General features: G+C 47.4%; 14 protein-coding genes. 1 reads left to right on the plus strand and 13 read right to left on the minus strand.

Translation table 11 applies throughout. From position 1 onward, the window contains the following. Positions 1 to 2: 2 nt before the first annotated feature. Positions 3 to 1,103, minus strand: a complete 1,101-nt coding sequence (locus ACO9K6_RS09625; RefSeq protein ID WP_424767345.1) for an MBL fold metallo-hydrolase — start codon at positions 1,101 to 1,103, stop codon at positions 3 to 5. A 249-nt stretch (positions 1,104 to 1,352) separates the two neighbouring features. On the opposite strand from ACO9K6_RS09625, the gene ACO9K6_RS09630 reads away from it, so the two are divergent. After that, on the plus strand, positions 1,353 to 2,516 hold the full coding sequence (locus ACO9K6_RS09630) for a virulence factor (protein ID WP_424767346.1): 1,164 nt from the start codon (positions 1,353 to 1,355) through the stop codon (positions 2,514 to 2,516). A 120-nt stretch (positions 2,517 to 2,636) separates the two neighbouring features. Here ACO9K6_RS09630 and ACO9K6_RS09635 read toward each other — a convergent pair whose 3' ends face one another. The 12 genes from ACO9K6_RS09635 to ACO9K6_RS09690 all read right to left on the minus strand — a co-directional run bounded on the left by ACO9K6_RS09635 (position 2,637) and on the right by ACO9K6_RS09690 (position 15,513). Then, positions 2,637 to 3,818, minus strand: a complete 1,182-nt coding sequence (locus ACO9K6_RS09635) for a transglutaminase domain-containing protein (protein ID WP_424767347.1) — start codon at positions 3,816 to 3,818, stop codon at positions 2,637 to 2,639. Positions 3,819 to 4,092: 274 nt separating this feature from the next. Continuing rightward, complete coding sequence (locus ACO9K6_RS09640) at positions 4,093 to 4,632, minus strand: methylated-DNA--[protein]-cysteine S-methyltransferase (protein ID WP_424767348.1); 540 nt, start codon at positions 4,630 to 4,632, stop codon at positions 4,093 to 4,095. After that, complete coding sequence (locus ACO9K6_RS09645) at positions 4,616 to 4,759, minus strand: AraC family transcriptional regulator (RefSeq protein ID WP_424767349.1); 144 nt, start codon at positions 4,757 to 4,759, stop codon at positions 4,616 to 4,618. The genes ACO9K6_RS09640 and ACO9K6_RS09645 overlap by 17 nt, the downstream gene beginning before the upstream one ends. Positions 4,760 to 5,152: 393 nt before the next feature. Beyond that, positions 5,153 to 6,619: a glycoside hydrolase family 32 protein gene (locus tag ACO9K6_RS09650; RefSeq protein ID WP_424767350.1), complete on the minus strand. Its 1,467-nt coding sequence runs from the start codon at positions 6,617 to 6,619 to the stop codon at positions 5,153 to 5,155. A 98-nt stretch (positions 6,620 to 6,717) separates the two neighbouring features. After that, on the minus strand, positions 6,718 to 8,448 hold the full coding sequence (locus ACO9K6_RS09655) for a type 2 periplasmic-binding domain-containing protein (RefSeq protein ID WP_424767351.1): 1,731 nt from the start codon (positions 8,446 to 8,448) through the stop codon (positions 6,718 to 6,720). Between the two features lie 78 nt (positions 8,449 to 8,526). Next, on the minus strand, positions 8,527 to 9,420 hold the full coding sequence (locus ACO9K6_RS09660; protein WP_424767352.1) for a carbohydrate ABC transporter permease: 894 nt from the start codon (positions 9,418 to 9,420) through the stop codon (positions 8,527 to 8,529). Between the two features lie 16 nt (positions 9,421 to 9,436). After that, positions 9,437 to 10,291 (minus strand): ABC transporter permease, encoded by an 855-nt coding sequence (locus ACO9K6_RS09665; protein ID WP_424767472.1) that lies wholly within the window; start codon positions 10,289 to 10,291, stop codon positions 9,437 to 9,439. Between the two features lie 206 nt (positions 10,292 to 10,497). Continuing rightward, complete coding sequence (locus tag ACO9K6_RS09670; protein WP_424767353.1) at positions 10,498 to 11,484, minus strand: LacI family DNA-binding transcriptional regulator; 987 nt, start codon at positions 11,482 to 11,484, stop codon at positions 10,498 to 10,500. A 309-nt stretch (positions 11,485 to 11,793) separates the two neighbouring features. Further along, positions 11,794 to 12,717: an alpha/beta hydrolase gene (locus tag ACO9K6_RS09675; RefSeq protein ID WP_424767354.1), complete on the minus strand. Its 924-nt coding sequence runs from the start codon at positions 12,715 to 12,717 to the stop codon at positions 11,794 to 11,796. A gap of 21 nt (positions 12,718 to 12,738) precedes the next feature. Further along, the gene (locus tag ACO9K6_RS09680) at positions 12,739 to 13,371 is read right to left on the minus strand and encodes a bifunctional 4-hydroxy-2-oxoglutarate aldolase/2-dehydro-3-deoxy-phosphogluconate aldolase (protein ID WP_424767355.1); all 633 of its coding nucleotides are present in this window, start codon (positions 13,369 to 13,371) and stop codon (positions 12,739 to 12,741) included. 16 nt (positions 13,372 to 13,387) lie between these two features. Then, positions 13,388 to 14,635 (minus strand): A/G-specific adenine glycosylase, encoded by a 1,248-nt coding sequence (mutY, locus tag ACO9K6_RS09685; RefSeq protein ID WP_424767356.1) that lies wholly within the window; start codon positions 14,633 to 14,635, stop codon positions 13,388 to 13,390. Continuing rightward, entirely contained in the window at positions 14,632 to 15,513 is an 882-nt protein-coding gene (locus tag ACO9K6_RS09690; protein WP_424767357.1) for a helix-turn-helix domain-containing protein, read from the minus strand. Before ACO9K6_RS09690 ends, mutY begins: the two co-directional genes overlap by 4 nt. Between the last annotated feature and the right edge of the window lie 41 nt (positions 15,514 to 15,554).

Consider the following 15,554-nt stretch of genomic DNA (forward strand, 5'->3'; position numbering starts at 1 on the left):
TGTCATTTCCCAGACAATCGCCAAGTTTGGCCCAGCGGGAGCACAACGACACGCTCAGCCTCGACTCCCCGCTTCGTTCGGTCCGCCTCCAACCGCTCCAGCGCTTCTTGAGGCGTGTCATCGGCCAGCTTGAATGTGCCGTAGTGCATCGGCACGAACCATTTGGCCCGTGTGTCTTCGAACGCTTGAAGCGCCTGCTCAGGCGTAATGTGCTGCGGTCCCATGAACCATTCCGGCTTATAGGCTCCAATCGGAAGAAGCGCGACATCAATGGGGAAGCGCCGGCCAATTTCCTTGAAGCCCTGAAAGTATCCGCTGTCCCCTGCAAAATAAATCGTAGGCGATTCGGAGACGTAAGGTTGTTCGGTTGCATTCTCCTCCAACGGGTCAGGCTCAGCCGGTGCCGGCTGCTGCCTCGAAGTTACCCATGATTCCGATTCGATTAACACCGGTTCATTTCCTTGCAGCTTGATTTTGCCGCCGGTATGCCCGACCAGCTTGCCGCTGCGGGAGCTCGATTGCTCAACCACCCAGCCACCCCAATGTGAGCTGTTCGTATCCCATGGATTCCGCCTCGTCGAGTGCTGTGCAGGAACAAAGGTGAACTTGACTCCGTTAATGTTAACCGATTCCCACCAATGCAGCTCCTTTATCCGGAAGAAGCCCTTCTTCCGCAGCTTGGAGCCGAGACCTGCAGGCACAAGCATCTGCCTTGTACCAATGAGTCTGCGAATCGAATTTATATTCAAATGATCATAATGGGAATGTGAAATGAGAACGACATCAATCGGAGGTACATCCTCGATCGGAAGCCCTGGCGGAGAAAGCCTTTTATGAAAGGCCATCTGACTTGACCAGACAGGATCGGTTATCACATTTAGTCCGCCCAGCTGTATGAGAAATGTAGAATGTCCGATCCAAGTAACGGTAGGCCATTTTCGGTTGTTTTCCAAATAATCAATGTCAGGCTGAGCGCTCGGAACAGTGAATGAATAATCCTTCATTCTCAGTCTTCGAATTCTCTCCTGCCGCCATCTGTTGAATTGCTTTAGAGATGTATGCTGCTTAATCGGATCTATGTTTCCAAATCGTTTTGGCCTCAACTGTTCGTTCCTCCCTCGCTATCAGCCCTTATTTTACTAAGATACCAAGCTCAAGGTCCTATTTGCAAATCTATTATTTTCGGCAACGCGGATAGGCCATACTGTCGCGCCGTTAGCATAGCGGGAGAAAATCAGGTAAACTTAGCTATAGATAACTTACACATAAGATTACGCTTGTGAAGCAGTTAATGTTCCGCTCTGCTGCAAGATGATGTCTTTTCGTATTCCTATATTGAAGGAGGGTTCCTCATGAAATTACTATCGATTGAACCGACGCCGAGTCCTAATTCCATGAAGCTTAATGTTGATGAAATGCTACCGCGCGGCCGCAGACTTACTTTTAAGGCTAGCGAGGGCAATGACGCGCCTGAGCTGCTGCAGCAGCTCTTGCACATCAAAGGCGTCCGAAGTCTATTTCGAACCGCTGACTTTATTGCGCTTGACCGGATGCCGGGAGCGGACTGGGCTGATATTCTGGCTGAAGCCGGGCAAATTCTGCAGAAGGATCATACGGAAGGCGATCAGGCGGAAGGAGATAAGGGACCCGCTGCGAGCTTTGGTGAAGCGCTGGTACTGGTGCAAATGTATCGCGGAATTCCTATGCAGGTCCGAGTACGCATGGGAGATACCGAGGCGAGGTCCGCGCTTCCGCCGCAATTCGGCGAAGCGGTGAAGGAGGCTGCCGGCGCTGGCATGATACGCGAGCGCAAGCTGGAGGAATTCGGCGTCCGGTATGGCGAGCCTGAAGAAATTGCAGCAGAAATTGTGCGAGAGCTGGAGGCCTCTTATACGAAGGAGCGGCTTAATGCACTGGTGCAGGCCGCGATTGAGCAAGGAAATGATGGGGGCGAGACAGTCGCTCAGCCTGCTCTAAGACCAGCTCCATTATCGCTTGAGGAGGCTGAGGAGCAATTTGCTTCCGAGGATTGGCAGACGCGTTACGCCGCATTGGAGCGTTATGTTCCATCCCTTGAAGGCATCAGGCTGCTTGCTGCGGCGATTAAAGACGAGAACACTTCAATTAGACGGCTTGCGGTCGTTTATTTAGGCGATCTTCGCTCGCCGGAAGTATTGCCGTATTTGTTCACCGCTCTGCACGATTCCTCGACCTCTGTACGGCGGACGGCTGGGGATACGCTCTCTGACCTCGGCGATCCTGCCGCTGTCAGCCCCATGATTGCGTCGCTGCGCGACAAAAACAAGCTTGTCCGCTGGCGCGCGGCCCGCTTCCTCTACGAAGCCGGTGACGAGTCCGCCGTCGAGGCGCTTCGTGAAGCCGAAAACGACAGCGAGTTCGAAATTCAGCTCCAAGCAAAGATGGCGCTGGAAAGAATTGAACGCGGCGAGGAAGCCGCCGGTTCGGTGTGGCAGCAGATGACCGCCTCCCGCAAGAGCGAGAATGAAGTCTCCTAAGGCTGACTAATTCTGCTATAAAGACTGCACGAAAAAATAGTGAGGGAAACCCATTCCCCATGGAGGCAGCCAGCCTCATGGCGAGTAAGTTTTCCTCACTATTTGCATTTACACACTCTGTCAACCATATTCCAGCTGGATTCGAACCAGCAGCGAAGCATCGCCGCCAAATGGCTCGTAACTTGCTTTGTAGCCAACTGCTACATTCACGTCCTGGAACGCAGCCTTCAATGCCTCAGGGAACTTATCGCCCATCTCATATCTAAACTCTAAGCTAGCAGTCCTGGAATTAAGCGCAGATTGAATGATATGGCGCAGCTGCTCTGGACTGGATACGGTATACTCCTGCTCAAGCCAGTGCAGGCCAAGCGCCAGCTTCAGCTTGCTGAACCGCTCACGATCCGCCGCCGCACCCTGCTGCTCCAGCTGGCGGATCGTATCCGCGTATTTCGTATCTGCCGCAGGATAGGTTCTCGTCCACCCATGATCCTTGCGCAGCTCCTCATCCGTCTTGAGATAATAGTTATAGCGTATAGCGCCATCATTTGATTTTACTGCCTGCGCGGGCTGTTCCCGGACAGATGCGGAGGCGCTGATCGGATCATCCCAGGTCAGATCAAGATGGTACCATTTTCCGTCCAGCTTCACCATATTCCACGCGTGCTCTCCCGTGTTCACCGTTCCTTCGGCAATGAGCACCTCGATGCCCGCTTTCTGCAGCATTTTATAGCCTAATAGCGAATAACCCTGACATACCGCTTCCCCTAATGTGATCGCTTCATAAGCGGTGTAATGGGATAACGTCTGGTCATATTCCACATGGGTCACGATCCAATCATGGATCACTTTAACCTTCTCGTGATCATTCATCCCCGGTTCAATCAATTTCGCAAGATCCGCCGCTACCTCGCGATCCACGACAGCGGTTTGCTCCTTTGTCTCGCGGTATCTAGCCTCGATCGATATCGTCGATTTATTGCCCCAGCTTCGAATGGTATAAATATAGGATTCAAGAATATAGGCGGAATAGTCATCATGTCTCAGCGCAGCCCGGATAACATCCGTCATTTTGTCCGACAGCTCCTGCTTGTCTCCTGTATAGGAGACAGAGAACCTTTCAGAACGAATGCGAAATTGCCCGGCAATATCCAGCTCTAGCTGCTCAAGCGGATTCGCGCTTGTCACTTCGACCTCCTCCTCCGCTTCCACTGCGGCGGGAAACAGGTCCAGCTTCAAATCCATACTGAGAGCAGCAATAATGATGACGGTCATCAGCAGCAGCTTTGAAACGACTCTATTCATAAAGACCTCCTGTACATTTTGAAGCGCAGCACGTAGTACCACCTAGTACCATTATAAACGTTTTTCAACCTGCTCCAAACATTTAACGAAAGTTTACTGGGCTGAACGGGATCCATCCTGACTCGTTTATCGTTTGAATATATGTGCCATAAAGCTGTTTCATGCCGCTGGCCTTTAAGGAGTGACCCCCTGCTTGCTCACATATACCTGCTCTTCGGGAAACACGTATTAGCGCCTTTCAGTACTTATCGAAAAGTTCTGTATTCATATGATTTCACATCCTTGCTCCAAGAGACGATTCTTGCCGCTCCAGCTGCAAGAGCTGCGTTTTCATCTCCAGACCGCCGCGGTAACCTGTTAATGTGCCATTTTTGCCGATCACGCGATGGCACGGTACCGTTATAAGAACGGGGTTTGCGCCGATTGCCGCTCCAACTGCCCTCACGGCAGCCGGCTTCCGGATATGACTCGCAATGTCCGAATAGGACTTCGTTTGTCCATACGGAATCTCGCAGAGCGCATTCCATACGGCAAGCTGAAACGCTGTTCCTCGAAAATCCAGGGGGATTGTAAAGGCTCTACGTTTCCCGTGCAAATATTCAAGCAGTTCGTCCGCATACGGCTGCAAAAGTTGATCATCCTGAACCAACACGTTTCCTGGAAAACGTTTCGACGCCCAGTCGAATAGTTGCTGGAAAGACTTATTCTGAGAGCCTACGTAACAAAGTCCCGTTGACGTTGCAGCCATGTACAGGCGCCAATCATTATGCACCAATAACGTCCAATATATCACCGAGTTATTTTTTGCTTTCACTATGCAGCACCTCCTCAGTCGGTTGATCCCGATTTCGCCTGCGATATTGTTTAGGCGTAAGCCCGGTTTTCTTTTTGAACAGGGTTATAAAATAAGGGGTATTCAGCTGTTCTTGGATAAGCTTCATTTGGATCACCTCTACTCACAGTATAGCCTTGTTGAGGCAGCTTCGCGATCGCGACAACTTCAACAAACGCCATTTCATTAGGCCTAATTCCTGAGGAACGAAAAGGAGAAGGCATTGGTTACTTCAGCTTATATCAAGAACTAGATCATGCAAAGAATAACAGCAATATCAGATGACTCTCACGGAATATAAAAGCTTGGGAACCATTCATCCTTGACAAGAATATTCTGAATGCAGGAACCTAAACAAACGAAGAGAGACCTTTCAAGGTAAAGGTCTCTCTTCGTTGTTAACTTTTTAATACAAATCGGTGAATAGCTTCCATGTGTATTCCAGCAAAGGGAATCCACCCTTGAACAAATTAATCACAAGTACCTTTATAGGGCTACACAGCTAAAACAGTTTATATATTTTTACTTTGTAGGCGAGTTCGATCTCACCGTGACAATAAAAGGATAATCCCAATGCGCTTGGGGATGGATAGATCAATTCTGTGATCACTGTACGACCATCGTCTGAAAAAACCTCTACGGATGACCGGTCTATCAAAAGATGAAGCTTCACACGCTGATGATCCGGCTGTAAGGTCGCTTGATGCCTGCCTGAAAAGTCTTCATGAAAATCAATGACTCCTGAACGACTCCGGTCTACGAATATGGCCCCGTCTTTCACGGAGTAGCCGACGACCGTTTCTTCCTGTTCAGAGGTTCTTATTTTAAAACCGAAGGATTCCACATCTTTCTTAAGCTCGAATTCGGCTACAATTTCGTAGGTTTCTAATTGAAGATCCTTACATAACGAATGGAGCTCACTCAAAGCGTTGCCATCTACCTCTATAAGTAGAACTTTAAACGCGTCTAATTCCCTCACAGGACGTTGAATCAATGCGATATCGCCATTCCTGGATTCCAATGTTAGCTCTCTTGGAATCGTCATTGCGCTTCTCCAGCCTTCGGTCGGAGTTACATTCGCATATTTCCAATTACTCATCCACCCAATATAAATGCGGCGTCCATCTTCCTCTGGGATATCCGACCAACTCACGCCTGCGTAGTTATCTCTTCCATGATCGAGCCAGCGAATCGTCCGAGAAGCATGATCCGGCACGAAGACACGCCCATCGAATTGTCCGGTAAAATATTGCGTTCTGGAGCCTTCCTTAATCCCAGACTCGTTTGCAATGCTAACAAACATGACCCATGTAAGCTTCGTTCCCTCCCCATCCAAGGGCAGCGCAAACAAATCCGGACATTCCCATACGCCATCATGGGAACCGATTCCTTCGCCAAACTCACTGCCGAAGCTCCAATCCTTTAAGTTCGAGGAATGATAGAGGCAAACCGTCTGACCGCAGGCCAGAATCATAATCCATTGCTTCGTTTCCTTATGCCAGAACACCTTCGGATCCCGATAATCGTTATATTGGGCCGAGGTTAGAACGGGATTTCCCTTATATTTGATCCACGTTCTTCCCGAATCTTTACTATAGGCAATACTTTGACATTCCTTCGATGTTGACTCTGCTTGATGAGCATGATGCGTAAATATAGCTACAAGTCCAGGCTTCCCATTAAAAAAACCTGTCGTATCGTTCCAATCCACCACAGCGCTGCCCGAAAAAATCATGCCCTGCTCATCTGGAGCAAGCGCAATGGGGAGATGCTCCCAATTCAAGAGGTCTCTACTTACTGCATGTCCCCAATGCATTGGCCCCCATGTGGTTCCATATGGGTAGTACTGGTAGAAAAGATGATATTCTCCATCAAAATAAACTAGACCATTCGGGTCATTCATCCAGTTCGCCGGAGGGGTAAAATGAAACTTGGGGCGGTACTTCTCCATTTGAATCTCAGTTGACATTTCTCTCTCCTCCTTATCCGTGATTCCACACGTACTGTATTACAGGCTAGGAATAAACAATGAGTTCTGTTTTTGGCAGAACTCATTGTTTGCTTTTATTAATTTAACGAGCTTTGAATTTCTTCCGTGATTTGGGAACCGCCTTCATCGTTCCATTTTTTTACGAATGTATCGAAGGAGCTGATCGGCTCTTGGCCTACGATGATTTTGGAGAAAGTTGCGTACTCAAGCGTACTCAGGTTAGCCCAACGTTTTTCCATGGTTTTGGTTTGTTCGTAAGTCAAGGTGTTTACGAATTTAAATTTGCCTTCCACATATGGCTTCAAGCCAACACCAAAGGACCAAACCCAACCAAATTCATTCGCTTTATCCCCGGCGAAATCCCAGCCTGAAATATTTGTATTGTCGAAAGGCTGTGTTTTGGAAGCAATGATCTTATCAAATGCTTGGTTTTGATAGGCATCATAGTTATTGAAGTAAGTGTGCACCTCATCAGCCGTCTTCTTGCCTTCGAAATAGTTGTTTACTTCTTGTAGAACCATGGAAGGACCATCTGCAAGAGAGAAGGTTTGGTACATCGGAAATGCCCCATCTCCCAGAATCGTTTGGTCTTTTTCATCTACATAGTTTTTAAGACCCGCTTTGAATATGTTGAGCATTTTAATGACAGCTTCAGGATTTTTACTGTCTTTGCTGATTACAGTATAGGTTTGCGCTGCGTTTCCGCCTTTAGCCAGATAGATTCCGTCGGAGCCGGATGGCAGAAGGTATGGTTGCCAGTTTGCGTTGTTATCGTTTTTCCAGCTATTTCCGATATCAGCAAATGGGTTCCACCAAGGTCCGACAAACAGACCTGCCTTGTTGTTTGCGATCAACTCTTCTGTTTTGGTCGTTAACATCCCCGGCGAAATTAGACCTTCTTTATACATATCAGCCAATTTTTGAAGAGCTTCCTTTGTTTCGGGTAACGTGGAGCCATAGACGGCTTTACCCTCGCTATCCTTCACCCAAATTCCAGGGAAGGCATTATAAGATGCAAAGATAGGGTCAAAATGAAGGCCAAAGTTCGTGTTAGTCATATCCTGATAAAGCTTTCCGTCTTTATTAGGACCAACAAGACCAACGGTATCCGCCGCACCGTTGCCATCTGGATCTTTTTCAATAAAAGCTTTTGCGATGGCTTCAAGCTCTTCTACATTTGTAGGCGCTTTCAATTCTAATCTATCCAGCCAGTCTTGACGAATCCATAAGACGGATAGGAAATCCGGTAATGGGTTCGAGGAAGGAATGCCAAACATTTTTCCATCCTCTTTAACTAAACTATCGAATAGGTCCTTGTTAGAGTTATAAACTTCCTTCGTGGCTGGGCTTGCATATTTATCCCAAACGTCGGAGATGTCCATGGCATAGCCTGATTTTACAATCTTTTTGTATTGTGAATACGTGAGGCCAGTTAAGTAATCTGGAATTTTACCGCTTGCAATAGCAAGATCTACCTTCTGACGATAATCCGTACCTGCATTAGATGCAGAAAATTCATTTTTTACTTCAATGTTAAACTTTTCCTTTAGCATTCTTGTGTACGCATTGTCTTCCAATGATTGACCCTCAGGGTATTTCTGGTTCGGATCAAGTGGGACCCCTCTTGTAATAGTCGTCAGTTCGGATTGTTTACCCAATGGTTCCGCATTCACCACTGGAGTGGTTGCAGGCGTACTTTCATTAGAAGGCAGGTCATTCCCGCCTTTTCCACTGCACCCCGCCAGTACGACAACCAGAACCATCGACAAGGCTGCGTAAGTGACTTTTTTCATGCTTGGCTTCATCATGTACTACTCCCCCTATTAATAAAATATATGTGTAAGGATATTCTCCTCAACCACCAAACCACGACCTTAGAAAGCAGGTTAGCCCTTTACAGATCCAAGAGTAATCCCTTTTACGAAATACCTCTGCAAGAATGGATATACAAGCAGCACAGGAATCATTGCGATGAAAATTTTGGCTGCATTCAACGATTCATTATTTAATTTGGACATACTATTTAGCTGTTCAACAGACATGGTTGCTAGATTTTGCAGGTTTGTCGAAACTACCATCTGTTGGATATAGGTTTGTAATGGATAATTCTCCTCCCGTGTGGATAGTACCATCCCCTGGAAGAAATCATTCCAATGCCCTACGATCGTGAACAACAGAACGGTTGCTAGTACGGGCTTTAACAGCGGAAGCAATATGCTGAACATGTATCGCCACGGACTCGCTCCATCCATTTTCGCCGCCTCTTCAAGTTCCTCCGGCAAATTTTTAACGAAGTTCGTAATCAGAATCAAATTGAAGATGGGTACTCCACCGCTTAAAACCAAGCCCCATACGCTGTCCAGCAGGTTGTAATTCGTTAAGGTGATATACCAAGGAATCAAGCCGCCGTTAAATAACATACAGAAGACGAAAACCCACATTAGGAAATTACGTCCCGGCAATTGCTTGCCTGTCTTTGATAATGGATAAGCAGCTAGCACTAGTACCAGCATGGTAAATGCGGCTCCCAGGATAACTCGCTCTATCGACACCCAAAGGGCCCCAAAAAATTTAATATCTGACAAAATTGCCTGAAACGAAAGTAAGTTAAAGCCGATCGGATATACGGTTACAATTCCGGCTTGCACGGCAGCTTTTTCACTTAACGCAATCATTAAGCAGTACCAGAGCGGCAGCAAACACAGCAATGTCAAGATGATCAGAATGACTAAATTGCATACATCAAAAACTCTTGATCCCCATGATCGATGTTCAACCATATGAATTCCTCCAATCTCAGAAAATTCGGTAGCCCACGAGCTTCTTGGCCAACCAGTAACCTATAGTGATGAGAATAAAGCTGACGACCGACTTTAATAACCCCACCGCTGTACCGAAGCTGAAATCCAGTTCCTGTAAACCGGCTCGATAAACATAGGTATCGATGATATCTCCCGTGCTGTATACTAGTGGATTATAAAGATTGAACACCTGATCGAAGCCCGCGTCCAAAATACCGCCAAGCGATAAAATAGCCAATAAGGCGATGGTGGTGCGAATTCCAGGCAAGGTCACGTGCCACAACTTTTTCCAACGCCCCGCTCCATCGATATCCGCCGCTTCATAGAGCGTCTGGTCAATGCCGGTTAATGCAGCCAAATAAATGATGGAATTAAAGCCGAAGTTCTTCCAAACATCCGATCCGATCAGGAACCCTCTGAATAAATCTGCTTGTTGGAAAAATAAGATAGACTTAAATCCCAAAAATTCCAGTAGATGATTAACCGGACCATTTAATCCGAAAATTTGAAGAACAATGCCGGAAATAATAACCCAAGACAAGAAGTGTGGCAAATATACACTTGTCTGGATTGTTTTCACAAAATATTTTTGTCTTAGCTCATTAAGCAGTAAAGCGAACACAAGCGGCACGAACAAATTGCCAATAATTTTTCCAAAAGCAATCACAATTGTATTCCATAAGACAGTGCGTACATCGCTTAGTTGCAGCATGTATTGAAAATTTTCCAGACCAATAAATTCTGATTTCAGAAACCCTTGACCTGGATTAAAATCCTGGAATGCAATAACAATTCCAAACATCGGGACGATTTGGAACATAATCAACCAGATTAAAGCCGGAATTAACATAATCCAATAATGCTTTACATCAGGACTCTTCCTTACCTTTAATGCAGGGTTTAACAGGAACTGACCGCGCTTTACGTCTACATTCTCATTCTTGAGGTTAGCTTCCACGATAGGAAAACCCTCCCAGACCCATATTTAGTAATTAAAGCGTATTCATTAAATGTTATAGAAATCGTAATATAAAACGTTTTCTATAGACTAACCTGCTAAGTTGTATCACCCTTTCTGAATTCAACGGGAAGACGATAGGTTTGCTGCTGAATATCCTCACCCTCGATCCCACGAATAAGAAGCTGCACCGAAGTTCTTGCCATTTCTTCAACCGGTTGCCTGATGGTAGATAAAAAAGGATGAAAGCATTCATTATGCTGAATCCCGTCATAGCCCACGACCTTAACATCTTCTGGAACACGAATTTGATGCGCGCGGGCCTGCTTGATAAATTGGGCTGCAAGTAAGTCCCCATTCACAAAGACACCATCTAATAATTTAAGATCTTCCGAAGTGAAAAGCATTTTTAAATGTGAATCCAAATGATCGTCATTGTCGGGTATTTCAAAAATCGTATAAGAAACTCCCCGCTCCCTCGCTTCATCGATAAAACCTTGTTTCCTTAAATCCACTTCACTGTGAATGGACAATGCGTTATTAGTGTTATAACCCAAGAACGCTGGTTTCTTGGCACCTGCTAAAATTAATTGACTTAGCGCCATACGGCCACCCGTATAGTTATCAGAGGTTACACAAGCGACTTCCTCTCTGAAATGTCGGTCTATGGAAATCATCGGTATTTCCTTCATGATCCTGTGTTTAATATCGTTGTACGTTATCCCTATGATGCCCGCAACCTTGTTTTGATTTAACATATCATAATAATACAGCTCCTTCTCAGGTTTACCCTTGCTGTTACAAAGGATTAATTTATAATCATTCCGATCCAGCTCATCCTCGATATAATAAGTCAGCTCCGAGAAAAAAGGGTGCCAAATCGTTGGAATTAATAAAGCCACCATTTTTGATTTCTGCATTTTGAAATTTCTTGCCACTTCGTTCGGAACATATTCTAAATTCTGGATCGCGGCCAAAACCTTCTCGCGCGTTTCTTCCCGGACGGCAGGATGATTGTTAATCACCCGTGAAACTGTCCCCACCGCTACACCAGCTAAATCAGCTACCTTTTTTATGCTAGACATATAAGACCTCCAAAAATCCTATCCCGGTTTTGGAAACGTTTCATTTTTGAATTAAAAAAAATTTGGAAACGTTTCATTTCAATAAATTGATTATAGCAACACTTTGGAAACGTTTCAATAATAATTTTAGAAGCTTTTTTATTTCTATGAATTTAGCGCCCGTTAATTAAAATCATTATGTAATGAAACTGTAATATTACACTCAGCTTGGCTTCATCTTAGGTTTGTATACTAAACCCATGACCCCCCTTTATTATATATTCTCTCTTGAAAGCCTGCGGCAATATGCCGCAGGCCCTTTTTTTGTCATTATGGAAGAAGCAGCGTTTTTTGGAGAAATGGCAGTGCCCGCTCCCAGAATGCCGGATCCTGCTCAGAGGAGCTGTGGCCGTGCGTAGAGACGAACAGCGTATCAACTGCACCTTCAGGCAGCTGTCTCTCCAGCTGCCTTAAATCGTCAGCGCTTATAAAGTCATCACCGCCGGAATGAATCATTAGCACCGGCGTTCGCTCGCGCTTATCTTGCCCTGCATGCTTCTTCAGAACATCAGAAATGTTAGCCGCGCGGTACTCCGCCCGCGAATACCCTGAGCGAATCAGCCAGATTGACGGAATAAGATAAGCCAGCGGGAAGGAAGGTATTTTCTTCCGTTTCAGTTCCGCCTGCAGCATCGTCTCAAAGCGGACTGGCATCGAATCCGTAATGACGGAGTTAACCTTCAGCCCTTTGTCGAGAGCAAGCAGAGTGCCGAAGCCTCCAAGCGAATGCCCCAGCACCGCGATCCGGTTCGGATCAATGCCAGGAAGGCGGCGTGCCGTCTCTACGGCGGACCTTACATCATCGCGAAACATAAACGCCGAGGGAGCTTGGATCGCATCGCTGTCCCCATGACTCCGAGCATCGTGCACGAACACTGCAAATCCAGCCTTATACAGAGGGTGCGTATAGCGGAGCACTCTTGTCCGATTGGAGCCCCATCCATGTGCTACGACTACTAGCGGGAGCAAGCCATCCTTCACTTCAGTGCCTTGGATTGGCTGAAGCAGCCATCCCTTCATCCGGGAACCATTGTTTTCGAACGAAATCTCTTCCCACAACGTCTCAACATCAGGCTTAGACGCATTCGGGATGTAACGCGGCTTCTGACTGCGCGCGCCGATTTTCCATGCCAAAACCAATAATACGACAATGATGAAGACGATGATAATCACTAGCCTGACCACTAAGCTCATAAGCCACTCCTCCCCTCGCCTCTACAACGCCTCCACGGCTGCCGTGAACTGCTTGGCTCTTTCTGTGACGAGCTCCAGCTTGCCTTCGCGAACCCATTCCAGGTTCACCAGCTTGCCGCCCATGCCAACCGCATTTGCTCCTGACTGAAAATATTCAGCAATATTGTGCAGATCGACGCCGCCGGTTGCGATCATCGGTATCTCATTCAGCGGTCCGCGAATCTCACGCAGATAAGAGGTGCCGAGCGTGCCCATCGGGAAAATTTTAACCGCGTCTGCGCCAGCCTTCCATGCCTTCACGATTTCCGTAGGCGTCATTACGCCAGGCCATACGGACAAGCCTCGTTCACGACCGTATGCGATTACCTCCTCATCCAAATTCGGTGAGATAAGAAACTGTGCGCCAGCCGCAACCGCCTGCTCCGCAAGCGTAACATCGGTCACCGTTCCAGCACCTATCGCCGCCTTGCCGTTAAACCTGCTGCGCCACCGATCGATCATTACCGCCGCGCCAGCTGTGTTCATCGTAATCTCCATCATACGAATGCCGCCGTCAATGAGGGCCTGAGCTGCTGCATCCGCATGCCGGTCTTCAATTCCCCTTAATATTGCAACGATCTTGTGCTCCATCAACAGCTTCAGCATCTCGCTCATATTCGTTTCCCCCAATCTAAACGTTCGTCTGGTCCCAATACTGCTTTAATATCCGCAAAAATAAATTTGGAAACGGCAAAGCGGCCATATCCTCTTTGCCGATCCAGCGATAAAGGCCCTCAGCCTCGCTCGATATGGCATACGCAGAAGCAGCCTCTGCTGCCATTAGGCTATGACCTGCTCCAGAGGCTGCTGCCGCTTCCGCTTGCCAGCCCGGCTCCTCACCTAAGTCGGCTAAGTAAAACCGCATTTTCCAGTGAATATGACTAAAAATATGATCCGCATCCATGAACCAGCTGCGGGGTCGGACCAGCAGCCCCGTCTCCTCCGCCAGCATCTGCCCGATCATTCCAGCGAGCTCGCCATTCTCTTTAGCCGCCTGATCGTGCAGCCAGCCTGTCTTGTCTGCGGGAAGCAGCAGATGCGGCAGCTCCCACATTTGCGCAAGCAGTCCTGTATCTGGTCGCTGTCTGACGAGAACCTTGCCTGAATGGTCACCGTTTCCAGTTACGATAACAGCCGCTCTGTGCTCCGTACGCGGCGGCTTCGCCTTCGTCTTGATCGGGAGCTCATGCTCTCTTCCTTCAAGCCTTGCGGTACAATGCTCCATCACCGGGCAAGGCAGACAGCCTGGAGATTTTGGCGTGCAGACAAGTGCGCCTAGCTCCATAAGCGCCTGATTGAAGTCCCCGGCCGCTCCTTCCGGAATAAGGGATGCCGCAAGCTTCTCAATACCGACTCTCGCAGAAGACTTGGCAATATCTTCCTCCAATCCAAAATAGCGCGAGAGCACGCGCATCACATTCCCATCTACCGCAGGCTCCGGTCTGTTAAAGGCAATGCTCATAATCGCGCCAGTTGTATAGGGACCGACTCCTTTGAGCCCGGCGACAGATGTTTTGTCATCCGGAATTATTCCCCCATACCGCTCGACTACCTCTCTCGCTCCCGCTTGTAAATTACGGGCCCGCGAATAATAGCCAAGACCCTCCCAGCTCTTCAGTACCTCGGTCTCGGGCGCATTCGCGAGCGCCTGCACCGTGGGAAACTTGCTCATAAAGCTGTTGTAATAAGGGATAACCGTATCGACTCTAGTCTGCTGAAGCATGATTTCCGACACCCACACGCGGTAGGGATCCTGATTTATGCGCCATGGCAAATCACGCTTAATAAGCCGATACCACGCTAACAGCTCCGTACTGAAAAACAACTTAACATCCGGCGGAGCCAATGACTGCTCTACCCTCTCCGCTTGCTCTTTCACTGCCTGTTCTCCTCCTCGCTCAATGCGGCAAAATCCTTCATCCGAGCCACACCAACTTTTGTGAATCTGCGATACTGAACTGGGGTTACGCCTGTATATCGTTTGAAGAGTCGCGATAAATAGTGATTTTGCAGCCCTACCTTCTTAGCAACGGCCGACACTGACAGCTCCGTATCCGCCAGCAGCTGCTTAGCGGTTGCGATACGGCGATTCGTTACGTACTGAATGGGGGAGCAGCCCATTATGTTTGTGAAGGACGTAATGAAATAATTCGGATGCAGATATGCAAATTTAGCAAGCTCCTCTATCTGGATATTGACATGCAAATTCGCTTCGATATAAGTGATTACTTCATTCCATTTCACCTCAAGGCCTAAATTGTTCTCCATCACTTGCTGCACTTGGCTCGCGTCCAAATAATAAGCAAGCAGCTCGAGCAGCACGCCCTTCAGTCTAAGCACTCGCGTGATCGAGGTGAAATCCTGATACGATACCATTTTATCAAAAAGCTGCTTCATCATCTTCGCGTCATCTACTTGAACGAAAGGAGGAAGCTTCAAGGATTGAATAAACTGAACATCGCCAAGGTCCATACGGAAATGGCACCAATAACGGCCGAAAAGCTCATCTCCATCTGTACCAAAGGCTTGATTGGTGCCTGCAGGGAGAAAATAAAGCGTCCCAGGCTTTACGATATATCTTTCATTATTCATATCTAACCATGCTTGTCCTCTATCAGTATAGCAGAAACGATAAAAGTTCGGTTCAGACCTTTGGTCGATCCAGCCCGGCTTGCTTTCTGAGTAAGCCGTCATAATGACTTCAGCATGAATTTGATTCAATTGGTGCTGCATAATTCGTTCTAATGTTGGTTTCATGAAGTCTCCTGTATAGTAAAACTGCGGTATAATAAAAGTAT

The organism is Paenibacillus praedii, assembly GCF_049725345.1.
Taxonomy (GTDB): Bacteria; Bacillota; Bacilli; order Paenibacillales; family Paenibacillaceae; genus Pristimantibacillus.